This window comes from Solibacillus sp. FSL K6-1781, assembly GCF_038630735.1.
Classification (GTDB): domain Bacteria; phylum Bacillota; class Bacilli; order Bacillales_A; family Planococcaceae; genus Solibacillus; species Solibacillus silvestris.
Genome location: NZ_CP152038.1, coordinates 2,708,226 through 2,731,360, shown reverse-complemented (window position 1 = coordinate 2,731,360; position 23,135 = coordinate 2,708,226). Strand labels below are relative to the sequence as shown.

At 39.5% G+C, this 23,135-nt stretch carries 27 protein-coding genes and 2 other annotated features; of the genes, 25 read left to right on the top strand and 2 right to left on the bottom strand.

Features of this window, described 5'->3' with window-relative positions; genetic code table 11:
• The first annotated feature begins 36 nt into the window (after positions 1-36).
• Positions 37-645, top strand: a complete 609-nt coding sequence (locus MHH37_RS13720) for a hypothetical protein (RefSeq protein ID WP_008405190.1) — start codon at positions 37-39, stop codon at positions 643-645.
• A 43-nt stretch (positions 646-688) separates the two neighbouring features.
• Here MHH37_RS13720 and MHH37_RS13715 read toward each other — a convergent pair whose 3' ends face one another.
• On the bottom strand, positions 689-880 hold the full coding sequence (locus tag MHH37_RS13715; protein WP_014823256.1) for a hypothetical protein: 192 nt from the start codon (positions 878-880) through the stop codon (positions 689-691).
• 117 nt (positions 881-997) lie between these two features.
• Positions 998-1,358, top strand: a binding site (T-box leader).
• A gap of 60 nt (positions 1,359-1,418) precedes the next feature.
• On the opposite strand from MHH37_RS13715, the gene MHH37_RS13710 reads away from it, so the two are divergent.
• The 24 genes from MHH37_RS13710 to MHH37_RS13595 all read left to right on the top strand — a co-directional run bounded on the left by MHH37_RS13710 (position 1,419) and on the right by MHH37_RS13595 (position 22,478).
• Positions 1,419-4,061: a valine--tRNA ligase gene (locus tag MHH37_RS13710; protein ID WP_342573531.1), complete on the top strand. Its 2,643-nt coding sequence runs from the start codon at positions 1,419-1,421 to the stop codon at positions 4,059-4,061.
• Between the two features lie 94 nt (positions 4,062-4,155).
• A complete protein-coding gene (locus MHH37_RS13705; RefSeq protein WP_342573530.1) occupies positions 4,156-5,427 on the top strand; it encodes a folylpolyglutamate synthase/dihydrofolate synthase family protein in 1,272 nt (423 codons plus the stop codon).
• Positions 5,424-6,671, top strand: coding sequence for a folylpolyglutamate synthase/dihydrofolate synthase family protein (locus tag MHH37_RS13700; protein WP_342573529.1), 1,248 nt, complete (start codon positions 5,424-5,426; stop codon positions 6,669-6,671). The genes MHH37_RS13705 and MHH37_RS13700 overlap by 4 nt, the downstream gene beginning before the upstream one ends.
• A 231-nt stretch (positions 6,672-6,902) precedes the next feature.
• Positions 6,903-7,508 (top strand): hypothetical protein, encoded by a 606-nt coding sequence (locus MHH37_RS13695; RefSeq protein WP_014823331.1) that lies wholly within the window; start codon positions 6,903-6,905, stop codon positions 7,506-7,508.
• 105 nt (positions 7,509-7,613) lie between these two features.
• Positions 7,614-8,207, top strand: coding sequence for a Maf family protein (locus MHH37_RS13690; protein ID WP_342573528.1), 594 nt, complete (start codon positions 7,614-7,616; stop codon positions 8,205-8,207).
• 11 nt (positions 8,208-8,218) lie between these two features.
• Positions 8,219-8,917, top strand: a complete 699-nt coding sequence (gene radC / locus MHH37_RS13685; protein WP_008405196.1) for a DNA repair protein RadC — start codon at positions 8,219-8,221, stop codon at positions 8,915-8,917.
• Positions 8,918-9,444: 527 nt separating this feature from the next.
• Complete coding sequence (locus tag MHH37_RS13680; RefSeq protein ID WP_008405197.1) at positions 9,445-10,461, top strand: rod shape-determining protein; 1,017 nt, start codon at positions 9,445-9,447, stop codon at positions 10,459-10,461.
• 12 nt (positions 10,462-10,473) lie between these two features.
• Positions 10,474-11,391: a rod shape-determining protein MreC gene (gene mreC, locus MHH37_RS13675; RefSeq protein ID WP_008405198.1), complete on the top strand. Its 918-nt coding sequence runs from the start codon at positions 10,474-10,476 to the stop codon at positions 11,389-11,391.
• On the top strand, positions 11,391-11,909 hold the full coding sequence (gene mreD, locus MHH37_RS13670) for a rod shape-determining protein MreD (RefSeq protein WP_008405199.1): 519 nt from the start codon (positions 11,391-11,393) through the stop codon (positions 11,907-11,909). The genes mreC and mreD overlap by 1 nt, the downstream gene beginning before the upstream one ends.
• A 91-nt stretch (positions 11,910-12,000) precedes the next feature.
• A complete protein-coding gene (locus tag MHH37_RS13665) occupies positions 12,001-12,669 on the top strand; it encodes a septum site-determining protein MinC (RefSeq protein WP_014823334.1) in 669 nt (222 codons plus the stop codon).
• 87 nt (positions 12,670-12,756) lie between these two features.
• Positions 12,757-13,554: a septum site-determining protein MinD gene (minD, locus tag MHH37_RS13660; protein ID WP_039966703.1), complete on the top strand. Its 798-nt coding sequence runs from the start codon at positions 12,757-12,759 to the stop codon at positions 13,552-13,554.
• Between the two features lie 119 nt (positions 13,555-13,673).
• On the top strand, positions 13,674-14,213 hold the full coding sequence (locus MHH37_RS13655; RefSeq protein ID WP_008405203.1) for a membrane protein: 540 nt from the start codon (positions 13,674-13,676) through the stop codon (positions 14,211-14,213).
• Complete coding sequence (locus MHH37_RS13650; RefSeq protein WP_008405204.1) at positions 14,214-14,825, top strand: site-2 protease family protein; 612 nt, start codon at positions 14,214-14,216, stop codon at positions 14,823-14,825.
• 45 nt (positions 14,826-14,870) lie between these two features.
• Positions 14,871-14,948: a sequence feature (ribosomal protein L21 leader region), on the top strand.
• Between the two features lie 14 nt (positions 14,949-14,962).
• Positions 14,963-15,271, top strand: coding sequence for a 50S ribosomal protein L21 (rplU, locus tag MHH37_RS13645; RefSeq protein ID WP_008405205.1), 309 nt, complete (start codon positions 14,963-14,965; stop codon positions 15,269-15,271).
• Between the two features lie 16 nt (positions 15,272-15,287).
• Positions 15,288-15,629, top strand: a complete 342-nt coding sequence (locus MHH37_RS13640; protein WP_008405207.1) for a ribosomal-processing cysteine protease Prp — start codon at positions 15,288-15,290, stop codon at positions 15,627-15,629.
• A gap of 13 nt (positions 15,630-15,642) precedes the next feature.
• Positions 15,643-15,939, top strand: coding sequence for a 50S ribosomal protein L27 (rpmA, locus tag MHH37_RS13635; protein WP_008405208.1), 297 nt, complete (start codon positions 15,643-15,645; stop codon positions 15,937-15,939).
• A gap of 189 nt (positions 15,940-16,128) precedes the next feature.
• Complete coding sequence (locus MHH37_RS13630; protein WP_008405211.1) at positions 16,129-16,644, top strand: Spo0B domain-containing protein; 516 nt, start codon at positions 16,129-16,131, stop codon at positions 16,642-16,644.
• A gap of 12 nt (positions 16,645-16,656) precedes the next feature.
• Positions 16,657-17,946 (top strand): GTPase ObgE, encoded by a 1,290-nt coding sequence (gene obgE, locus MHH37_RS13625; RefSeq protein WP_008405214.1) that lies wholly within the window; start codon positions 16,657-16,659, stop codon positions 17,944-17,946.
• Between the two features lie 17 nt (positions 17,947-17,963).
• Positions 17,964-18,419, top strand: coding sequence for an ACT domain-containing protein (locus tag MHH37_RS13620; protein ID WP_008405215.1), 456 nt, complete (start codon positions 17,964-17,966; stop codon positions 18,417-18,419).
• A gap of 173 nt (positions 18,420-18,592) precedes the next feature.
• A complete protein-coding gene (pheA, locus tag MHH37_RS13615) occupies positions 18,593-19,465 on the top strand; it encodes a prephenate dehydratase (protein ID WP_342573527.1) in 873 nt (290 codons plus the stop codon).
• A 10-nt stretch (positions 19,466-19,475) separates the two neighbouring features.
• Positions 19,476-19,865 (top strand): thiol-disulfide oxidoreductase DCC family protein, encoded by a 390-nt coding sequence (locus MHH37_RS13610; protein WP_008405219.1) that lies wholly within the window; start codon positions 19,476-19,478, stop codon positions 19,863-19,865.
• A 403-nt stretch (positions 19,866-20,268) separates the two neighbouring features.
• Positions 20,269-20,814: a sigma-70 family RNA polymerase sigma factor gene (locus MHH37_RS13605; protein WP_342573526.1), complete on the top strand. Its 546-nt coding sequence runs from the start codon at positions 20,269-20,271 to the stop codon at positions 20,812-20,814.
• Positions 20,807-21,202, top strand: coding sequence for a helix-turn-helix transcriptional regulator (locus MHH37_RS13600; protein WP_065215609.1), 396 nt, complete (start codon positions 20,807-20,809; stop codon positions 21,200-21,202). Before MHH37_RS13605 ends, MHH37_RS13600 begins: the two co-directional genes overlap by 8 nt.
• Entirely contained in the window at positions 21,192-22,478 is a 1,287-nt protein-coding gene (locus MHH37_RS13595; RefSeq protein ID WP_342573525.1) for an FtsW/RodA/SpoVE family cell cycle protein, read from the top strand. Before MHH37_RS13600 ends, MHH37_RS13595 begins: the two co-directional genes overlap by 11 nt.
• 57 nt (positions 22,479-22,535) lie before the next feature.
• Here the strand turns inward: MHH37_RS13595 and MHH37_RS13590 are convergent, their stop codons facing one another.
• Entirely contained in the window at positions 22,536-23,063 is a 528-nt protein-coding gene (locus MHH37_RS13590) for a transcription repressor NadR (RefSeq protein ID WP_014823343.1), read from the bottom strand.
• Positions 23,064-23,135: the final 72 nt, after the last annotated feature.

Genomic DNA, 23,135 nt, shown 5'->3' with positions numbered 1-23,135 from the left:
TCTATGCATAATGTAAGCGTAGGGAGGGGATTTTTTATGCAACAGTGGGAAATGAAAGAGACATTTACATTTCCAAAGCAATTAGGAAATGTTCAAGAGAATTCTAAAATAGTAGTAGAACCGAAATGGCATGAAGAAATTAATGAAGATTCCGTCGTAGTAAGAGGAATTTATGTAGTAAAAGGAAATATTCAATTTGATCATGTAGCACGCGAGGATGAAACGGAGGAAGGTATCTATATCGAGCATATGGATATTGAAAAAGATCATGGTTATTTCGAATATGCCCTGCCTTTTTCAGTAGATTTTCCAAACGATGATATTGAATCTGTCTCACTTCGCATAAATGACATAAAAGTAGAACCAAATAATGGCTACTGCTCATGCAGCTGGGCTGTCCATTGTGATGTGGAAAAGAAAGTACAAGCAATAGCTGAAGTTGAGAAGCCCGCACCAGTTGAAGAAATCGTTTTGGAGCAAAAGCCTGTAGAAGAAGTACAACCCCGACTTCAAGCGGAAAAAGAAGTAGAAGCAGAAGTAGAGGTAGAATCAACGCAGCTGGCCCAAACCGTTCCACATGAGCTTGACTTCCTGGAACAGTTGGCCGATGCGTATAGCCGTGTACAAATACAAATAAAAAAATAAATAAATGTTCCGTAAGAATTGAAGCTTACGGAACATTTTTTTGTTAAATGAAATCTGTGAGCAATAAGTAAGTAAATAAAATTAGAAGGGCCAGCAATAATATATCACCCGTTGTCGGAAGCAAGACCGTTCGGATCGCCTGAAAAATCGTAATCGGCAAAATACAATGGCGCATAAAGAAACGGAATTTTCTCAGCCATGGAGGCAATAAATATGGATTGTAGTTTTTTCGCAATGTCCAGACTCCTTTTGCATAGTATATGTGAAGAGAACGGATAACGTGTTAAAGTATATTCCCCATTCGTGCTTGATATTTCATTAAAAACAGCTTAAAATAAAGTGCAACTATATAATTGAAGCGAAGATTAGGAAGAGTACGTATGAGATTGATGGCAAGAGAGGAAACGGTAGCTGAAAAGTTTCTCCATCAACCATGCAGAAGGTAGCCTAGGAGCTGACTTAGTGAACTAACAGTAGCTAGGATCCGGTTAAACACCGTTATCGAATGAAGTGCCGAAAAGCTTAAGGAAATTATGCGAGCGCATGACGGGGAAATGTTGAAAAGAAGCATTTGCCAGTCAAGTAACGACGAAGCAACGACAATGAACAAATAGTTCGTGAGGATTGCTGAGTGGAGACGAAGAATGCGAACGATTGACTTAAGCCCCTCGGAAATAAAGGTGGTACCGCGAATTAACTCCCTCGTCCTTTTTTAAGACGAAGGGAGTTTTTTTATGTCCAATTATTATAAAGTGACAAAGGAGAGATTCATTATGACGGAAATAACAATGCCAACAAAATACGATCCGCAGCAAACTGAAGCCGGCCGCTATGAATGGTGGTTAAAAGGCAAATTTTTCGAAGCAGATCCAACAAGCGATAAGGAACCATACTCTATCGTTATCCCACCGCCAAACGTAACAGGTAAGCTGCACCTTGGCCACGCTTGGGATACAACATTGCAAGATATTTTAATTCGTATGAAACGCATGCAAGGATATGACGCACTATGGTTGCCGGGTATGGACCACGCGGGTATTGCGACACAGGCGAAAGTAGAAGAAAAACTGCGCGGTGAAGGTATTACCCGCTATGATCTTGGCCGTGAAAAGTTCCTTGAAAAAACATGGGAATGGAAAGAGGAATACGCTTCTCACATCCGTGCACAATGGTCGAAACTAGGTTTAGGCTTAGACTATTCAAAAGAGCGTTTTACACTTGATGAAGGCCTATCGGATGCTGTAAAAGAAGTATTCGTTAAATTATACGAAAAAGGCTATATTTACCGTGGTGAGCGTATTATTAACTGGGACCCAGCTGCTAAAACAGCCCTTTCAGACATCGAAGTAATTCACAAAGAAGTAGAAGGCGCATTCTACCATATGGAATACCCTCTTGCTGATGGTTCAGGTAAACTACGCGTTGCAACAACTCGTCCGGAGACAATGCTAGGTGACTCTGGTGTAGCTGTACACCCTGAAGATGAGCGCTATGCACACTTAGTAGGGAAAACTGTCATTTTACCTATCGTAGGTCGCGAAATTCCAATTGTTGCAGATGACTATGTAGATATGGAATTCGGTACAGGTGTTGTAAAAATGACACCAGCACATGACCCGAACGACTTTGAAGTTGGTAATCGTCATAACTTAGAACGTATTTTAGTAATGAACGAAGATGGTACAATGAATGACTTAGCTGGTAAATATGCGGGTATGGATCGTTTCGAATGCCGTAAGCAAATTGTTGCGGATTTACAAGAGGCAGGCGTATTAATAGAAATCGAGCCACATGTACACCAAGTAGGCCACTCAGAGCGTACGAATGCTGTTGTAGAACCATACCTTTCTAAGCAGTGGTTCGTAAAAATGGCTCCACTAGCTGAAGAAGCATTAAAAATGCAAGCAGATGAAAATGAAAAAGTAAACTTCGTACCAAATCGTTTTGAAAACACATATAACCGCTGGATGGAAAATATCCATGACTGGTGTATTTCACGTCAATTATGGTGGGGTCATCAAATTCCAGCTTGGTACAACAAAGAAACAGGCGAGCTTTATGTAGGAAAAGAAGCACCTGAAGATGCTGAGAATTGGACACAGGACGAAGATGTTCTTGATACGTGGTTCTCATCTGCTTTATGGCCGTTTTCTACAATGGATTGGCCAAATGAAGAATCTGAAATGTTCAAGCGCTACTACCCGACAAATACGTTGGTAACGGGCTATGATATCATCTTCTTCTGGGTAAGTCGCATGATTTTCCAAGGGAAAGAATTTACAGGCGAGCGTCCATTTAAAGACGTTTTAATCCATGGTTTAGTTCGTGATGCTGAAGGACGCAAAATGTCTAAATCTCTTGGGAACGGGGTTGACCCGATGGATGTAATCGACCAATATGGTGCGGATTCATTGCGTTACTTCCTTGCAACAGGTTCATCTCCAGGTCAAGATTTACGTTACTCTACAGAAAAAGTAGAATCTACATGGAACTTCGTAAATAAAATCTGGAATGCTTCTCGTTTTGCATTGATGAACATGGAAGGCCTAACATTTGAACAAATCGATTTAACAGGCAACCTTTCTACAGCGGATAAATGGATTCTTTCACGCTTGAACGAAACGATTGACCGTGTAACAACTTTATCTGATAAATACGAGTTCGGTGAAGTAGGCCGTGAACTTTACAACTTTATCTGGGATGACTTCTGTTCGTGGTATATCGAAATGGCGAAATTGCCGTTGTATGGTGAAGATGAAGCAGCTAAATTAACGACACGTTCAGTTCTTGCGTACGTTTTAGACAATACGATGCGTTTACTGCACCCATTTATGCCATTCGTAACAGAAGAAATTTGGCAGCACTTGCCACATGAAGGTGAGTCTATTACGGTAGCTGCATGGCCGACTGTAAACCCAGCATTCAACTTTACGGCAGAAGCAGGCGATATGCAGCTGTTAATGGATATTATCCGTTCAGTACGTAATATTCGTGCAGAAGTGAATACACCAATGAGCAAAAAAGTACCGATGACGATTTCAGCAAAAGATGAACAAACATCGGCAGTGCTTGAAGTGAACAAAGGCTATATTGAAAAATTCTGTAACCCGGATGGCTTAACAATCGGGGCGAATCTTGAAGCACCAGCACAAGCAATGTCAGCAGTAGTTTCAGGCGCAGAAATCTTCATGCCACTTGCAGGCTTAATCAATATTGAAGAAGAAATCGCACGTCTTGAAAAAGAACTCGACAAATGGGCTAAAGAAGTAAAATTAGTTTCTGGAAAGTTATCAAATGAACGATTCGTTTCAAAAGCACCGGAAGCATTAGTAGCAACAGAGCGCGAAAAACTGGCGGATTATGAAGCAAAATACGCAACAGTTGAAAAACGCATTGCAGAACTGAAAAACATGTAATGCCAAAGAGAGGTACCGTATAATGGTACCTCTTTCTTTTAATTCAGCTATAATAAAATATATTACATATTAGCCGTATTAGGGAGAGAACATAATGTTTCAATCGATGGAGCAGTGCACAAATTTTATTTTTAAGTTAAAAGCAAGCCAATATAAAGGCGAACCATTACAGTCGGCGAAGATTATCCTGGATGCACTTGGCAATCCGGAACAAAAAACGAAATTCATTCATTTTGCAGGTTCCAATGGAAAAGGTTCAACATTGAATGCAACGCGTGAGATTTTAATCGAGCATGGCTTAACGGTCGGTGCCTTCATATCTCCGCACCTAGAGCGTGCGAATGAACGGGTGACGATCAATAAACAGCAAATTTCCGATGAGGACTTTTTACGTATTGCAAACGAGATTGCGGAAGTTGTTGAAAATAAATTGGACGGAAAGTTTCCAAGCTTTTTTGAGTTCATGACATTACTTGCCCTAAAATACTTTTCGGAGCGATCATTGGATATCGCTTTGCTTGAAACCGGTATTGGCGGACGTTTGGACTCGACAAATGTTGTGACCCCGGAAGTGAGTGTTATTACTACGATATCGCTTGAACATACAGATATGCTAGGGGAAACGTATGCGGAAATTGCCGCAGAAAAAGCCGGAATTATTAAGCAAGGTAAGCCGGTCGTTGTCGGAGTAGAAAATCTGGAAGCGCTAGCGGTAATTCAACAAACCGCAGCACAACAGCATGCACCGATTTATACGATAAGCGAACACTTTTATGTAGAGAATCAAAAAGGTGCTTTTTTTGACTACAGAGGCAATATCAGCATTGACAAGATTGAACTTGCGATGGCAGGGGAACATCAAAAGGCGAATGCCGCGCTTGCCATTACGGCAGCCGATTTATTCCTTACATCGTTTGATGCAAAAAAAGTAAAACTGGCCTTGCAGCATGCAAAGTGGGAAGGGCGTTTTGAACGGGTACGCCACAATGTCATTTTAGACGGTGCCCATAATTCGGAAGGGACGACTGCCCTCATTAAAACTTTGAAAGATACCGCGCCGAAGCATAAAGTGAAGTTTGTCTATGCTGCATTACAGGACAAGGATCATGCAGTAAGTATAAAGTTAATGGATGATGTCGCATCTGAAATGCACTTCACACAAATTGATCTGCCGCGTGCAGCAACAGCGAAGCAGTTATTTGAACAAAGTACACATTCAAAAAAGTTTATGCATTCAAACTGGCAGGTGCTAATTGAAAAAGAAATGAATCATTTGGCTGAAGACGAGCTGCTCGTTATTACCGGCTCTTTGTATTTTATCGCTGAAGTGCGCAGTCTGTTTATAGAAAGAGAGTGGATTTCATGATTCCATTACTGGAAGTATATAAAGAGCGTTGGCAAGTGAAAAGTGAACAAGCGATCAAGCCGGGTTTGGAGGCAATTGAATTCGCGCTCCGTAAGTTAGGTGAGCCACAAAAACAACTGAATGTCGTTCATCTAGCGGGAACGAACGGAAAAGGTTCAACATTGGCTTTCATTGAAGGGATGGCACGGGAATACGGGTTATCGGTCGGGAAATTCATGTCACCTTGCATTGTGGATGTTCATGACCAAATACAGGTTGATGGCCGTCCAATCACGAATGAACAGATGGATCGGATGTTTCAGCAATTGGCGAAAGCGGGGCTTAGCGGAAAACTAACGGACTTTGAACTGTTGACGGCAGTTGCGCTTTTATATTTTGCTGAGCAAAGTCCGGACTTAGTATTAATCGAAGCAGGCATGGGCGGCAGAGAAGACAGTACAAATGTTGTGACACCGATTGTTTCGGTAGTACCGAGTATTGCTTTGGAACATACGAATTTTTTGGGCAATACATTAACGAGTATCGCGTATCATAAAGCCGGTATATTGAAAGAAAACCGTCCTGCTGTCATTGGGGATATGACAGAAGAGGTTACGGAAGTTTTCGAAAAAGAAGCCATTCAAAAAAATGTGCTATTATCCAAGTTTGGAAAGGATTTTTTCGTTACAAAACTTGATGGGACAGAAACGTATGAGTACCCATTACAGCAAATTACTATTTCCGATTTACAGCGTCAGCTATTGGGGAAACATCAAGGGCATAATATGGTATTGGCCATTACTGCTTTTCTGGAAGTTATAAAGAAATTCGAACTGCTGCTAGATGTTCAAAAAATCCGCAATGGTGTGAACAATGCAACACTTGCCGGGCGCTTTGAACAAATTCGCCCCAATCTTTATTTTGACGGAGCGCATAATCCTGCAAGCATTCAGTCATTGGTTGATACGGTTAAAGAGAATTTTCCGAATAAGCGAATTGAATTTATTATCGGGCTACTGGCGGACAAGGATATCAAAACAATTCTGCAGTTATTGGAAGAAGTCGGTGATGCTTTTTATTTCGCCAATATTCATAATAAACGTGCAATGCAGGCAATGACTCTTTACGAACTTAGTCAAGCGAAGGAAAAACAAATAATAGATGATGTAAACGAATTTTTACAAGGTTTAGTAAAAGGTGACACGGTTCGAATTGTAACCGGCTCACTTTATTTACTAAGTGAAATTCGACGAAATATGCACTAATGCAGCTGGAGAAACGGTTCCTACAGGAAAAGCACGATGCCTGTGACTCCAAGGTCACGAGTGCCCGTGGAAAGCGTCCAAACTGATTTGAAAAGCAAATTAATAGAACCAAACGGACTTCAATTGCAAATAATGAGGAATAATAGCGAAAACTTTTTATAGGGAGGCGACAGCAGTCTCCTCTTTTTTTATCGCTATTTTGCTATTATTGTATGAAAAAGAGATGGAGCTGTGGCAACGATGAAAGCTTTAAGGAATAATGCCATTTTTCAAGCAATGTTCATTGGAAGTATTACAGGGCTTGCTGGCGTCATACTATTTGTTTTTATTCTGCAACTACCGACGACAACCGAAGAAGCTGCAGAAACAATCCCGACAGTTCAAACACCTGAGGAGCAGCAAGTACAGCAACAGTATTTTGCGTTGCAGCATGGTGTTTTTTCAAATTTTGATAGTGCAGCACAATTTTTAGGCACTTATCCTACGCTAAATAAGGCAGCAGTTGTTAAAGTGGACGAGCAGTATTTTGTCTGGTCCCGACTGGACACAGAAAAAGTCGAAACAGCATTAACGATTGTACCGACCGGATTTTATAAAAAAATTACGATTATGAGCAGCTGTCCTAATCCTGCAGAATTTCAGCTGCCGGTCACATTGAAAGATTCGAAAATGTTCTCATTGGAAGATACAGAAGCAATTGACAAACAACAAGTACCAAAAGACTGGACGGCACTTATGACGGAAGTTTCTAAGCTTTCCACGAATCCGAATGTTGTTCGTCTGCATATGTTTATAAATTATTTTGAGAGTTTGGATTGCTTGAAAGTAACATTTTAATCGATGTAAACATACAGAAATCTTGTTTTTGTATATTTGCAACTAGAGTTGGCTGTTGTCCAAATTTCCTTTTCTCGGTTACTATAGTGGATAGGAGGATTGGAAATGAATTTTACTACAAATGAACAACTAATATTAGCTTCTGCTTCACCAAGGAGAAAGGAACTGCTTCAAATGCTGAATATCCCGTTTACCATTGTGACGAGCGATGTTGTTGAAACAAGCGTAACAGTCGATACGGCTCGTGAATATGTGACAGAAGTGGCATTGTTGAAAGCACGTGATGTGGCCAAGAAATGTCAGGGGAAATGTATTATCGGAGCGGATACAATTGTTGTGTTTAATAATCAAATACTGCACAAGCCTGTTTCGGAGGAAGAAGCCATAGAGCATCTAACAAAGCTTGCCGGGAATCGCCATGAAGTAATGACTGCTGTAGCCCTTATTTTGGCTGACGGAACAGAGCATACTTTTGTAGAAGTAACATCCGTACTATTTAAAGAAATTTCTCCGCAATTGATCAAGGCCTATGTTCAGACAGGAGATCCATTCGATAAAGCAGGCGGATACGGAATTCAAACGAGTGGCGCCATGCTCGTTGACCGTATTGAAGGGGACTACAATAATGTCGTCGGTTTACCGATTGCTACATTAGTTCAAAAATTGCTTACATTACAACTACTAAAACTACCATTTTAGGAGTGATGTAAATGACGGTCCAACCGTTATTGAATATGAAAATCCATGATGTTCATGAATCAGACCGCCCGCGTGAACGCCTCATCCGCCAAGGAGCAAAGAGTCTGTCAAATCAGGAACTGATCGCCATCTTGCTCGGGACCGGGACAAAAAGAGAGTCTGTGTTGACCGTAGCTAACCGGGTACTGATCAACTTCGAAAAATTGCATAATTTAAAGCATGCAACACTGGAGGAAATAACAGAGATAAAAGGAATTGGAGAAGCAAAAGCGGTTTTACTGCTCGCTGCGATTGAACTGGGAAGACGACTTGCGTCGAGAGATTTAGAAGAACGCTTTACTATTCGATCTCCGGAAGATGCAGCCACCTTTTTAATGCAGGATATGACGTCCTTACAGCAGGAACATTTTGTCTGTCTCTTTCTCAACGTAAAAAATCAGGTGCTTCATAAGCAAACAATCTTTGTTGGCAGCTTGAATGCCAGCATCGTCCACCCTCGGGAAATATTCCGCGAAGCTGTAAAACGTTCCGCTGCTTCTATAATCTGTTCCCACAACCATCCAAGCGGCATCCCGACACCAAGTCCGGAAGATATTGATGTCACAACAAGACTTTATGAAGCAGGTAAAATAGTCGGGGTGGACTTGCTCGACCATGTTATCATCGGTGATCATCAGTTTATAAGCATGAAAGAAAAGGGATATTTCTAATTCTAAGGAATCCTAAGCAACTGGACAAACGTATTAAAGCGTTTGTCTTTTTATTTTGCAGTTATTTAATCACGAATTAACAGGTAGTAAGACGAAATCAGAATACTGTAAAAACCCAATGGATCCCTAAGTGCTGTCACAGGATGGGACGGTTTTAGATTGTATTCCCTCTAATTCAGGGAGGTAGAAAACCCCCACTGATAGAAGTTTCAAATTATTACATTGCGATAACAATTATTACGGATTTAAAAATTCGTCGACAATTTTCGCAATTGCAACTTTTATTTGTTATATTCGTCATAAGCATGTGGCGATTTTGTTAAATCTTACATATTAATTTTATTTGTTTCGTAACGGAAATAGAAATACAATAGTAAAGTAGTGTTGTAGAAAAAAACATTCGACAAAAGTCGCGATTCGGTGCTTGTAACACTATAATTTTTTGATGTAATTCGTTATAATAGAGCGTATGATTTTGCTAGCATCATAAATTAGAAATCGTTTTAATAAGAAAGGGAGTACTTAATTTGTTTGGATTAGGGAATAAAGATGTCGGGATTGATCTTGGCACAGCTAATACATTAGTATTTGTAAAAGGTAAAGGAATTGTATTACGTGAACCATCAGTAGTAGCGAAAAATACAAAAACTGGCGATATTGTAGCAGTCGGAAACGACGCAAAAAATATGATCGGTCGTACACCGGGTTCAATCGTGGCAATCCGCCCGATGAAAGATGGCGTTATTGCTGATTTCGAAATTACAACAGCAATGATCCAATATTATTTAAAAGAAGCAATGAAAGCATCGGGTTCTAACTGGAAGAAACCGAATGTCATGATTTGTGTGCCATATGGTATTACTTCGGTTGAGCAACGTGCTGTTATTGATGCAAGTCGTCAAGCGGGTGCAAAAGAAGCATTTACAATTGAAGAACCATTTGCTGCAGCAATCGGGGCAAACTTGCCGGTATGGGAGCCAACAGGTTCGATGGTAGTTGATATCGGTGGAGGTACAACAGAAGTAGCTGTTATTTCTCTAGGCGGTATTGTAACAAGTGAATCAGTACGTGTCGGTGGTGATGCAATGGATCAGTCCATTATCGCCTACATCCGTAAAACATATAACTTAACAATTGGTGAGCGTACAGCAGAAAGCATCAAAGTAGAAATCGGTACAGCACTTGCTGAAGGACCTGCTGAAACGATGGAAATTCGCGGACGCGACTTGTTAACGGGTTTACCAAAAACAATTGAAATTACATCAGATGAAATTTCAAAATCTTTACATGAAGCGATTGTTGTTATTTTAGATGGTGTTAAGAAAACATTGGAACAAACACCACCTGAATTATCTGCAGACGTAATGGAGCGTGGTATTGTTTTAACAGGCGGTGGCGCATTATTACGTAATTTAGATAAAGTAATCAGTGATGAAACAAAAATGCCTGTATTTATTGCTGAAGATCCGCTGGATTGTGTTGCAATCGGAACGGGTAAAGCATTGGACAACATCGCTTTAATTCGCGCACAACAACTGAAGTAAGGAGGACTGGCAGTGCCACATTTTTCTAATAAAAAGTTAATTGTCCTATTAGTAAGCGTGATTTTTCTAGTGGCATTGATTGGTTTCTCTTTACGTGATCGTCATAACGCAACATTACCCGAGAAAATTATTAAAGATACAGTTGGCTTTGCACAATCCCTTGTCGCAAAGCCGGCTAATTACATAACAGGTATTTTTAGCAATATTGATTCGCTGTTAAATACGTATGAAGAGAACCAGCGCTTAAAAATGCGTCTAGAAGACTTTGCCGTGCTAAAGGCAGAAGTGAGTACTTTAAAGGCCGAAAATTCTTCATTGCGTGAACTCGCATCAATCGAGGAAAGTTTGCGTGATTTCGACCCAATTCAGGCGACGGTCATCGCGAGAAACCCTGATCAGTGGGAAGAAAAAATTATTTTAAACAAAGGAACAGCACATGGAGTTGAAAAAAACATGGCTGTAATGACTTCTCGAGGGCTAGTTGGTAAAATAGTCATCGCAACACCTTATACTTCAGAAGTGGAACTGCTTTATACGAATAATGAAAACTATCGTGTGTCAGCGGTTGTACATGATGAAAAGAATAAGGAAATTCATGGTTTAGTAGAAGGTTATGACGTTGAGCGTAACGAATTACTATTAAAGCGTATCGATTCTAAAGTGGAACTTAAAGAAGGCGGTAAAGTATTGTCTTCCGGACTAGGGGGAATCTTCCCGAAAGGTATCTTAATCGGTGAGATTACAGAAGTGACAACTGATGACTTCGGTTTAACGAAAATGGCCTATGTCAAACCAGCAGCAGATTTTTCAATGATCGAGCATGTTATTATTGCTAAGCGCAAAACAATTTCGGTAGATGGTTCTGATGGCGGCAGTACAAATGAAGATTTAGTAAATGGACCGGCCGATGAAAATGAGGGGGATAAGTAATGCTCGCTCGATTTTTAATTGGCTTCGTTGCTGTCTTGCTGTTTTTACTTGAATCCGAGTTTGCCGTATTCTCCCCATTGCAGTTGGGTGAAGGAATCTATTATTTGATTCCGCGTTTTTTAATTTTATATTTAATTTTTCTGTCCATTTATTACAGCCGAAAAAAAGCCATGATTTATGGTCTTATTTTTGGACTTTGTTTTGATGTGTTTTATATTAATATTATTGGTCTTTATACGGTTTTATATCCTGCTATCTGTTATATAGCGGCATGGTGTGTAAAACGTGTTCATCCACATCTAGTATTTTCTACGATTTTGGCATTATTGCTGATGATTGTTTTCGAATTTGTTGTATATGAATTTTTCTATATGCTCCAATTTACAACGATGGCGCTTCAGCCGTTCCTAGTGAATCGGTTAGTTCCGACAACAATTGGTAATCTATTATTTTTGATAATGCTTGCATGGGCGTTTAAATATTGTCTTAACGCTCGTGTATTTCAACGGGCACAATAGCATTTTAAAAAAACGAAAAGAAACAAAGCGGATCCATAATCCGGTTGTTTTCTTTTCGTTATTATGTAGCGCGAGGTGACTTGAAAAAGCTATGAAAAAACAACTTATCCATATTAAAGGAACAAAAGATGGGTTAGTACTTCGTTTGGATGACCAATGTTCTTTTACAGAGTTGGTAGAAGAACTTGGAAAAAAAGTTACAGACGGCCATCTTGATGGTAAAATAGATGTACAATTACACTTAGGTAAACGTTACTGTACGCAAGAGCAAAAAGACCAGCTTACGGAAATTGTGGAAAGGCAGCAAAAGCTATGTGTGAAGAAAATTCAAAGTGATGTTATTACATTAGAAGAAAGCCATAAACTGCTTGAGACTAGTCGCTTTGAAACATATGTAGGAATTGTGCGTTCCGGACAAACGATTCGTGTTACTGGTGATATTCTTGTGTTAGGTGATGTCAATCCAAACGGGCGTATTGAGGCAGGGGGTAATGTACATATTGCGGGTAAGTTAAAAGGCATTGTGCATGCAGGCATGGATGGCAATGAACAAGCAATTGTATCCGCGTCACATTTTGAACCAACACATATATTGATTGGGAATTATGTGGAAGTAATGACGAACGAGTCGCAATATATATTAGACAATACCGATCAGATTTTTGCCTATCTTGGAGAAAATAATGTAATAGCATATGATAGAATCCAGGAAATAAGAAATGTACGACCGAATTTATCAACATTCAAAGGAGGAAGCTAAATGAGTGATGAAGAATTATTATTCTCTAAGAATACTGATGAAACTGGAGCTCAAAAAGCTACCTTATATAAGGAAGGGGCCGCTAATGTGGGAGAAGCAATCGTTATAACTTCAGGAAAAGGTGGAGTAGGAAAAACTACTACGACTGCAAACCTAGGAACGGCATTGGCACTTCAAGGTAAGAAAGTTTGTCTAGTCGATACGGATATCGGACTGCGTAATTTAGACGTTATATTAGGTTTGGAAAATCGGATCATTTATGATTTAGTGGACGTCATTGAGGGCCGCTGCAAAACGCATCAGGCATTAGTAAAGGACAAACGTGTAGATGAACGTCTATACTTGATGCCTGCTGCCCAAAATACAGACAAGAACGCGATTAACCCTGAACAGATGAAAGCTTTGATCGATGAGTTGAAGCGTGAGTTTGACTATATTTTAATTGATTGTCCGGCCGGTATTGAGCAAGGCTATCGCAATGCGGTCGCTGGTGCAGATCGTGCCATTGTTGTGACAACACCTGAAATTTCAGCAGTAAGAGATGCGGATCGTATTATCGGATTGCTGGAACAGGAACCAATCGAACCGCCTAAGCTTATTATTAACCGAATCCGTAAGAGCTTGATGAATAATGGAGATGCGATGGATATTACAGAAGTAACAACGCATTTATCGATTGATTTATTGGGAATCATTGTCGATAGTGAAGATGTTATCAGTTCATCCAATAAAGGTGAACCAATTGTCATGAATCCGAATAACAAAGCATCATTGGGATACCGTAATATCGCACGCCGTATATTAGGGGACTCTGTGCCGTTAATGTCCTTGGAAGATGATCAGCCAAAAGGCGTTTTTGCAAAAATAAAAGCATTATTTAAATAAGAAGTAAGCTGTATGGAATGTAATCTACTATTCTGTACAGCTTTTTTTCTATGTACAGGCTTTCCTGAATTGTATTGTTGTTCCTGACATATACTAGTGCAAAAAGAGGGATGGTGAGCTTGAAAAAATGGCAGTGGCTCATCGCGAGTATTGTCTTTGTTGTTATTTATAGCTGTAATTATTATGGGGATATCGCTACAAAACGTGTCATTCATTCGGTTGTCTATAGTTCGGATGATTTAGTCATGATGCGAAAAGCGGTGGTGAATATGTTGTCTAATGAAGACCAGCAGCTCCCTGTTAGTGCAGATGTATCGATTAGTCAATTACAGCTCTTTGAGACGATTGATCGTTTTAATGACGGATATTTACTCGTGTATGATGAACCGTTCGTATTAAATGCATTGTATGATGGGATGATTGTGTTTACGGGCCATACAAAATATAACGGGAAAACGGTCTCGGTTGTTTATGATACAGGGGATACGGTTACGTTTGGTTTTGTGGACGACTTCTATGTATTGCCTTATACAACGGTAACAAAAGGTGCAGTTGTCGCTACGAAAAAAAGCGGGGAACTCTATATTCAGATTGAACGTAACGGGGAAATTTTAAATATGGAAGAAACGATTCGCTGGCTAAAGGAACAGCCGATTTAGATGAAAATTACGATTCATCCATTATTTTTGTTACTGCTCTTATCAATCGTATTATATGGTGATATTGCTTTATACAGTGTTATTATTGTTTCGTTATTATTTCATGAATTAGGTCATTTTATCGCTGCAAAGCTTGTCGGAGCCAAGATAACGCAATGTAAAATCGTTCCTTACGGCGGGGAGATGACGATTAAGGATGAATTGCAGTTATCCTATCAGCAACTGATCATTATCGCTATTGGAGGACCGGTTGCAACATGTCTCGGAATTTTTATCAGTTTATTCCTGCCCGATATGCTCAGTGCGAGATTAATAGAAGTTCAGTTCTTTATTCTAGCTATTAACCTCATCCCCATTTGGCCTCTGGATGGTGGAAGAATACTATGTTACAGCATTTTGAAATGGCGGCCGTTTTCTAAAATTTTCGAATTTTATTTAACGGCTTCTTTTTATTTACTTACGGTAACAATTATCGTACTATTATATTTATTGCCGCAGACATTGTCTTTAGCAATTATAAGCCTCTTTTTATGGAGCAAAGTAATTGGAGATTGGAAATATCGAAAATACCGTTCTGCTTTTGAGAAAATAGTTATGAAGCGGTTGACTTGATAATTCTGATGTGGTAGTATTTTAATGTTATTGTTTGTAGCACCCGTGCTACTGCAACCGCGCTGAACAGGTTTAAGTACCTTTATAGGTCACCTGCAATTCCGGGCGAGTCTGAGTCTAAGAGGAGGTGCATTTTAATGTACGCAATTATCGAAACTGGTGGTAAACAAATCAAAGTTGAAGCAGGTCAAGAAATCTATGTTGAAAAACTAGGTGTGGCTGCTGACGAAATCGTTACTTTTGACAAAGTTTTATTCGTAGGTGGAGAAACAGTTAAAGTTGGAGCTCCAACAGTTGCTGGCGCTACTGTAACAGCTAAAGTTGTTAAAGAAGGTAAGCAAAAGAAAATTACTGTTTTCAAACTTAAAGCGAAAAAGAACTACCGTCGTAAGCAAGGTCACCGTCAACCTTACACAAAATTAGTAGTTGAAGCTATCAACGCTTAATAAGTAGGTGATGGATATGATTACAGTAACTATTTATAGTGATGAAAATCGTAAATCGTATGGATTTGAAATTTCAGGACATGCTCTATCGGATATCTATGGTCGAGATTTAGTTTGTGCTGGTGCTTCTGCTGTTGCCTTTGGTGCAGTGAATGCAATCCCGCAAATTACAGGAATTACTCCTGAAATCGAACAAGGTGCTGAAGGCGGTTACTTAAAAGTAACTGTTCCACAAGCTGAACTGAATGATGAAACAGACGCTAAATTACAAGTTATTCTGAACACAATGGTGACACAGTTCTATACAATGACTGCGAGCTATTCAGAATATATCGAATTGAAATATAAAATGATCTAGGAGGTGGAACAGAATGTTATTATTAACTTTAGATCTTCAATTCTTCGCATCTAAAAAAGGTGTAGGTTCTACTAAAAACGGACGTGACTCTGAGTCTAAACGCCTTGGTGCTAAACGCGCTGATGGTCAATTTGTTACTGGTGGTTCAATTCTTTACCGTCAACGCGGTACAAAAATTTACCCAGGTACAAACGTAGGCCGCGGTGGTGACGATACATTATTCGCAAAAGTTGACGGCGTTGTTAAATTTGAACGCTATGGTCGCGACAAGAAAAAAGTATCTGTATACCCTACAGCTCAAGAAGCATAATTCTTGCAATGAAAGGACTGCATTTATTGCAGTCCTTTTTTAAGTTTTTGCACAAAAATGAAGAGATGCCTTTATAAATGGATGGTTGAAATTTTCTTAAGTATTGAATATGGCATGAGTATGAAGTATGGAAGGAAAATTGATGAAAAACTTGTTATACTAATAATACTGTAATACGGAGTGTGTAAAATGACCGTTTCAAAATTAACTGTAAGTGAAGCATTACGCTTTGCGAATCACGACTATTTGAATCAGCTTCATTTAATCCAGATGAACTTAGATTTAGGACGAGTGGACGAGGCCAAAAAGGTAATTTTTGACCAGTCTGAACATTGTAAAATGCTTTCGAACATCAATCGACTTCAATTAACGGAAACAGTGGAATGGCTTCATACCCTGAGTTGGCGTTATCCGGCTTTACAACTAAGCATGACAAGTAATGTAAACGCGCCAATACAAAGCAAGTACGATGAAGCGATTGTTCAATACTTGGAAAACACAATTATTCATGTTTACGACAAGCTTGATCCATATGAAGAGCATCAATTACTGTTAAACATCGAAACATATGAAGAGAAATGGAATATTTCATTTCATTTAAAGGGAAAATGGGAACAGTCGCCATTTTCAATAGAACAGAATATTTTTAATGTGGAAACATATGAACAAACGAATACAAGTTGGAAATATGTTCTTCACATATGAGGAGTGAAAGAAATGTTTGTCGATCACGTAAAGATTTATGTTAAAGGTGGAGACGGCGGGGATGGAATGGTTGCCTTCCGTCGTGAAAAATATGTACCGAATGGTGGTCCTGCAGGTGGAGACGGAGCACGAGGCGGTAACGTTATATTTGAAGTAGAAGAAGGTTTACGTACGCTAATGGATTTCCGTTACAAACGTCACTTCAAAGCTGAACGTGGAGAGCACGGAATGAGTAAAGGGATGCACGGTCGTCGTGCAGAAGATTTAATCGTAAAAGTGCCACCAGGAACAGTTGTGATGAATGCTGAAACAAAAACAGTCATTGCCGATTTAGTTGAACATGGTCAACAAGCTGTAATTGCTAAAGCAGGCCGTGGCGGACGTGGTAACTGCCGTTTTGCGACACCTTCTAACCCAGCACCAGAATTAGCCGAAAAAGGCGAACCAGGTCAAGAGCTGGAAGTAATTTTAGAATTGAAAGTATTGGCGGATGTTGGATTAGTTGGTTTCCCTTCTGTTGGTAAATCAACATTACTTTCTGTTGTTTCTTCTGCAAAACCTAAAATCGGCGCTTATCACTTTACGACAATCGTACCGAACTTAGGTATGGTGGAAACTGATGATGGCCGTTCATTCGCAATGGCAGATTTACCTGGTCTAATCGAGGGTGCGCACCAAGGTGTCGGATTAGGAATGCAGTTCCTGCGTCACATTGAGCGTACACGTGTAATCGTACACGTAATCGATATGTCCGGTATGGAAGGCCGCGAACCTTATGATGATTATGTAACAATCAACAACGAGCTTGAACAATATAACTTACGATTACTTGAGCGTCCTCAAATTGTCGTTGCAAACAAAATGGATATGCCGAATGCCGAAGAAAACTTGAAAGAGTTTAAAAAGAAAGTGGGAGAAGATGTAAAGGTCTTCCCGGTTTCAGCGGTTTCTCGTCAAGGGTTAAAGCCATTACTATTTGAAATTGCAGATCTTTTAGAAGTGACACCGGAGTTCTTATTACACGATGTACTTGAAGAAGAATCAGATGCAGTCGTAATGTACAAGCATGAAGGCCAAGGCGGCGACTTCGAAATTTCACGTGATGACGATGGTGCATATGTTCTTTCAGGATACACAATCGAACGCCTATTCAAAATGACGGACTTCAGCCGTGAAGACGGTATTCGACGCTTTGCTCGCCAATTACGTGCGATGGGTGTCGATGAAGAGTTACGTAAACGCGGTGCCCAAAACGGCGATACTGTACGTTTAATGGAATTCGAATTTGACTTTGTCGACTAATTAAGTGGGGGATGACGATGAAAAACGTAGCAAATCAGCGATATTATTTAGTGCGTGAAGATGTCCTGACAGATGCGATGCAAAAAACATTGGAAGCAAAACAATTATTGCAAAAAGGATCTGTTTCATCTATATGGGATGCGGTAAAAGAAGTGGATTTATCTCGTAGCGCATTTTATAAATATCGTGATGCAGTTTTTCCTTTCCATTCGATTGTGCAAGAGCGTATTTTAACAGTTTTCATTCAATTACAAGATCGAAAAGGTACACTTGCCAAATTACTCGAAACTGTATCTGATGCACATTGCAATGTTCTGACGATTCATCAGACGATTCCGATTCAAGGACGTGCCAATGTGACGCTTTCTTTAGATGTTACAAGCATGTCTTATGAGCTGGATGAACTTATTCGCAGCTTAAATCAACTTGAATTTATCGAATCTGCTGAAGTAATCAGTTCTGGCGCATTTTAACTTTCCTTTGAAGAGCAATGTTGTTTAACAGAAAAAGTGAGATGTTCCGGTGCAAATACATCAGGATATAATAAATAAAAATGCTGTCCAATGTGTTTTAGGGCATTTTGGACAGCTTTTCTTATAGGATGAATTTCCAGAAAATTTAGAACTTATGATCGAGGTGCTTATTGATGTCAGAAAAAAATTGGGAAAAAAGAGTTGCTTACCTAGGTCCGGAAGCATCATTTACATATTTAGCAACAAAGGGACTATTTCCGCATGATTGGCATATTCCGTACAAGTCGATTCCGGAATGCATTGAAGCGGTATCGGAAGGGAAAGTTGAGCTGGCGGTAGTCCCGGTGGAAAATGCACTGGAAGGTTCTGTTCCGCTAACAATTGACTACTTGTACCATGAATCCGAGCTTTTCGTTACAGCTGAAGTGATGTCGAAAATTCAGCAGCATTTATTAGTGAATAAAAAGTTTGCGGAAAATAAAGAGGCAATCGAGGAGATTTATTCACATCCGCATGCTTTAGCACAGTGCCATAAATATTTATATTATAATCATGGAGGGGTAAGACAGACATCGTATTCTTCAACTGCTGCCGCAGCAGAGCTTGTATCCCAAACTGAAGACCGCTGTATTGCTGCCGTTGCGAACTTTTCTGCCGCTGAAAAATATAATTTACATATACTCGAACACAATATCCATGATTTCCATTTTAATCATACGCGCTTCTTCGTTTTATCGAAGCAAAATATAAAGCATGGTTTAGTACCGTTGCAGGCACAACCGAAAACTACGTTTATGCTTACATTACCGACAGATGTATCTGGTGCGCTTCATCAAGTACTTTCGGTATTTGCATGGCGTAAACTGAACTTGAGTAAGATTGAATCACGACCACTTAAAACAGGACTGGGGAATTATTTCTTCATTACTGATATACTAGCAGATGAAGAGGAACCGATGATGAAAGGTGCAGTGGAAGAACTGATTGCACTAGGCTGCAAAGTGAAGTCACTCGGTACATATTATACATACGTCACACCAGAGTGAGGTGAAGAGCATGAAGCGAATCCTATTATTTGATGGAGAGTGCAATTTCTGTGATGCAAGTGTCCAGTTTATTATTAAACGTGACCCGAAAGCATTGTTTCAGTTTGCGTCGCTGCAAAGTGAAGTTGGAAGGGCATTGTTAAAAGAGTATGATGTGCCGGAAAACACAGATAGTATTGTGTTTATAGAAGACGACCAGCATTTTACGGAATCGACGGCCGCACTTAAAATTACACGAAACTTATCAGGTTTGTGGAAGCTGTTTTACGTATTTGTGGTTGTACCAAAACCAGTTCGTGATCTTGTGTATCGCTGGATTGCCAAAAATCGCTACAAATGGTTCGGAAAAAAACAGGAATGTATGTTACCGTCACCGGAACAGCGAAAACGATTTTTATAAAATGTACAGGTGCACTCTGCTTCATGCGGAGTGCTTTTTTTGTTCGGATTTTTATGAGAACAGTGGGGTGCGGTTATTAGAAGAAATGTGGCTTTTATTAGGAAATACAATGAGTTTATTAAATTCTAAAAGTGTAGGGTTGAAAAAGAATATACATGACGTACATATTAGAACATTGCTGTGGGATATTAGAAAATATCATTAGGATATTTGAAAATCCAGCTGCGATATTAGAAAAAAGTAAACCATTATTAGAACATCGAAACGATATTTTAGAAAATCGACAATTTATTAGAAAATAAAAATTTTTATTAGAAGTTCTGTAATTATATTAGAATTTTCCTTATGAAAATCAAACTTTCCTAAAACGAGGCTCGTCTAATTGATGAAAGGAGGTATTTAGGTGGAAAGTTATTTAATAAATGATACCGCTAATTTATCAAATGAAATGATTATAGATGAATTAATGCAACAGTACGGGGAAGAGATATTAAAGCTTGTTATGCAATATGTACATAATCATTCGGTTGCCGAGGATCTGACGCAGGAAATTTTCGTGAAATGCTACAAGGCACTCCCTTCTTTTCAATATGGTTCATCGTTAAAAACATGGCTTTGGCGTATTGCAATTAATCATTCAAAAGATTATTTGAAAAGCTGGTATGCCAAAAATGTCGAAGCAAAAGATGATGAAGTTTTTATGAAAGTAGAAAGCGGTATGTCCGTTGAACAAGAAGTCATACAGCAGCAGGAAGATAATAACTTAGTCAAGGCGGTCATGGCACTGCCAGTCAAATATCGTGAAGTTATTTACTTGTGCTATTACGAAGATCAAACGATGAAGGAAATGTCCGAAGTACTGCAAATTAGTGAAAACACGGTGAAAACAAGGCTTAGAAAAGGAAAGCAGCTATTAAAAAAACATCTGGAGCGTGAAGAGAATGGATGATCGTTTAAAAAATTTTAAAAAAGCGATGGATCGCACCGCATTTTCCAGCACAAAGTTCACAGAGCAGCATAAAGAAAATGTCCAACGACAGTTAAACATCGATGAGTTGAAAAGGGTAATTTTGTCACTTTTAATTGAAGCAAAGTCCGGTATTGAAATTACGCAATTACTGCATGTAAGGGGAATACAGGATGTAATCAATAATGAGGGAATCATCTATTCAATTCTTCATGAACAGGAAAGGAATGGGTTTGTGCTCGCAAACTGGACGGACGGCATTAAGCGGTATGAGTTAACGAAGACCGGAAAAAAACAATTACAGCAAGAGAGACAAATCAAACTGACATTGAAGGAGCGTCTGTTGGGGGTGCGTATGCATGCAGAGTGAACGTTTTTTAAATAAAGTAACAGCCTTTATTCGTTCAAAAGAAGCTCAGGTACATGTATATGATGAATTAAAGCACCATATAGAACATTCGAAAAATGCCTGGTTAAAAAAAGGGTATACACCCGATGAAGCGGAACGAAAAGCAATTGATGAAATGGGCTCACCATCCGCACTCGGAAAATCGATGGACAAGATTCACCGGCCCAAAGTCGATTGGCTGCTGATTAGTTTAGTTGCTATTCTATTAGGGGCCAGCTTTATCCCGATTTTAACATTTGATAGTACTGTTATTTTTGGGGCAGACATGACTAATTATTTTATTCGAAACAAATGGCTACACCTTCTTTGTGCCCTCCTATTGATTACAGCACTGATGTATATCGATTATCGGAAGCTGGAGCGTTTCAGTCTAGCTATATATTTGGGTGCCCTTATTTTGTTAATGATATTAAATTATTTTCCGACAGCTATGGTTTCCGGGCAAAGCTATTTAATGGTAGGGCCGATACAGATTCAGGCTTGGACCGTTTTACCATTGCTGCTCATTGCTTGGGCAGGCTTTTTTACACAGAAGAAATTTAAAAGTTGGCAGTTAATCATCTTATTTGTTTTGCCGTTATGGTTTATTTTATGTGCGCCAAACCTGACAGCAGCCCTTATTTATGCAGGGGTCGTTACTATTTTGTTTTATTTAAGTGACTACTCGCTAAAATCGAAAATTTTGACAAGTATAACAGTGATTGGCTTAATCGCTAGTGCGGTGTTTCTGATGACTCCGCAGCTGCACCATTACCAGCTTGTACGTATCTATGCTTTTCTGAATCCGGAAAGCTATGCGACACAGGAAGGCTATATTTATTTGGCAATCAAAAATGCATTAAATGAAGCTGGGTGGTTTGGGGCAGAGACGATCCGATATATTCCGGAAGGGCATACAGATTTTGCTTTAGTACAGCTTATCCAGGAATTTGGTTACATTGCAGGAATTGCTGTCGTAACGGTATTATTCGCCATCGCAATTCGTATACTTTGGGAAGCAAAACAATTAACCCGTTCATATGGCAAAATGCTTGTAATCGGAGCAGTATCTTTTTATTGCATGCAGTTTGGATATTCTGTGGCAATGATTCTTGGTTGGTTGCCGATTATCGGATTATCGCTTCCTTTTATAAGTTACGGTTTTACATCCCTCCTAATAAACTCGTTTGTCATTGGGATTGCACTAAGCGTGTATCGCCGGAAAACATTCATAGGGAGTGGAGCGCAGCAGAACTAATCATAAAAAAACAGCTTATTCATGTGACAGGGTGTCTTTTGAATAAGCTGTTTTATCTTAGTTTTCAATCAAGAACCCGCGCTGACGTAATTTCTCTTCTGCCAGATTCAAGCTTTCTTCAGAAGTCGAGCTAATGACATGTAAGTGTGTACCGTCCGTTAATGCAGAAAGATAAAGGGCATTAGTTTCTTGGACGCGTTTTACAAAATGCTCCACTTCCAAGCGGTTTGATACCATAATCGAAGCGGTAATTTCTCCGTATACCGGATGCTCGACTATAACGCTTTCGACCATAACACCACAGTCGACCAATATGAAAAGTTCTTCTTTTGCCTCATTTGGATTGTGCATACATACAATTTTACGTTGAAGGCGTGTTTGCTGGACATTGTGCATATAAATATACCCTTGGCTTGTTGCTACAATCGGTTCATTTCGTGCTTTCAATAAATTCATATCATTGACGATGACTTGTCTTGAAACATTTGTACGCTTCGCCAAATCTGTACCTGTCATTGGCTGTTCAGCCGTTTTTAACAATGCAAGCAGTTCCAAACGCCGTTCTTCACCTAATAATTTTTTCAATATATTCACCTCAATTAGCATACCAGTTCCTTTTCATCTTATCATATTTACCGCTTGCTAAGCGTGAACATT

What these genes read in the sequence shown, in the direction of transcription:
- MHH37_RS13610 (WP_008405219.1), top strand. Translation starts at nt 19,476, where the DNA reads ATGAAGCGAATCCTATTATTTGATGGAGAGTGCAATTTCTGTGATGCA.
- MHH37_RS13710 (WP_342573531.1), top strand. Translation starts at nt 1,419, where the DNA reads ATGACGGAAATAACAATGCCAACAAAATACGATCCGCAGCAAACTGAA.
- MHH37_RS13705 (WP_342573530.1), top strand. Translation starts at nt 4,156, where the DNA reads ATGTTTCAATCGATGGAGCAGTGCACAAATTTTATTTTTAAGTTAAAA.
- mreD (WP_008405199.1), top strand. Translation starts at nt 11,391, where the DNA reads ATGCTCGCTCGATTTTTAATTGGCTTCGTTGCTGTCTTGCTGTTTTTA.
- MHH37_RS13640 (WP_008405207.1), top strand. Translation starts at nt 15,288, where the DNA reads ATGATTACAGTAACTATTTATAGTGATGAAAATCGTAAATCGTATGGA.
- pheA (WP_342573527.1), top strand. Translation starts at nt 18,593, where the DNA reads ATGTCAGAAAAAAATTGGGAAAAAAGAGTTGCTTACCTAGGTCCGGAA.
- rplU (WP_008405205.1), top strand. Translation starts at nt 14,963, where the DNA reads ATGTACGCAATTATCGAAACTGGTGGTAAACAAATCAAAGTTGAAGCA.
- rpmA (WP_008405208.1), top strand. Translation starts at nt 15,643, where the DNA reads ATGTTATTATTAACTTTAGATCTTCAATTCTTCGCATCTAAAAAAGGT.
- MHH37_RS13620 (WP_008405215.1), top strand. Translation starts at nt 17,964, where the DNA reads ATGAAAAACGTAGCAAATCAGCGATATTATTTAGTGCGTGAAGATGTC.
- MHH37_RS13595 (WP_342573525.1), top strand. Translation starts at nt 21,192, where the DNA reads ATGCAGAGTGAACGTTTTTTAAATAAAGTAACAGCCTTTATTCGTTCA.
- MHH37_RS13630 (WP_008405211.1), top strand. Translation starts at nt 16,129, where the DNA reads ATGACCGTTTCAAAATTAACTGTAAGTGAAGCATTACGCTTTGCGAAT.
- radC (WP_008405196.1), top strand. Translation starts at nt 8,219, where the DNA reads ATGACGGTCCAACCGTTATTGAATATGAAAATCCATGATGTTCATGAA.
- MHH37_RS13690 (WP_342573528.1), top strand. Translation starts at nt 7,614, where the DNA reads ATGAATTTTACTACAAATGAACAACTAATATTAGCTTCTGCTTCACCA.
- MHH37_RS13700 (WP_342573529.1), top strand. Translation starts at nt 5,424, where the DNA reads ATGATTCCATTACTGGAAGTATATAAAGAGCGTTGGCAAGTGAAAAGT.
- obgE (WP_008405214.1), top strand. Translation starts at nt 16,657, where the DNA reads ATGTTTGTCGATCACGTAAAGATTTATGTTAAAGGTGGAGACGGCGGG.
- MHH37_RS13600 (WP_065215609.1), top strand. Translation starts at nt 20,807, where the DNA reads ATGGATGATCGTTTAAAAAATTTTAAAAAAGCGATGGATCGCACCGCA.
- MHH37_RS13720 (WP_008405190.1), top strand. Translation starts at nt 37, where the DNA reads ATGCAACAGTGGGAAATGAAAGAGACATTTACATTTCCAAAGCAATTA.
- MHH37_RS13665 (WP_014823334.1), top strand. Translation starts at nt 12,001, where the DNA reads ATGAAAAAACAACTTATCCATATTAAAGGAACAAAAGATGGGTTAGTA.
- MHH37_RS13650 (WP_008405204.1), top strand. Translation starts at nt 14,214, where the DNA reads ATGAAAATTACGATTCATCCATTATTTTTGTTACTGCTCTTATCAATC.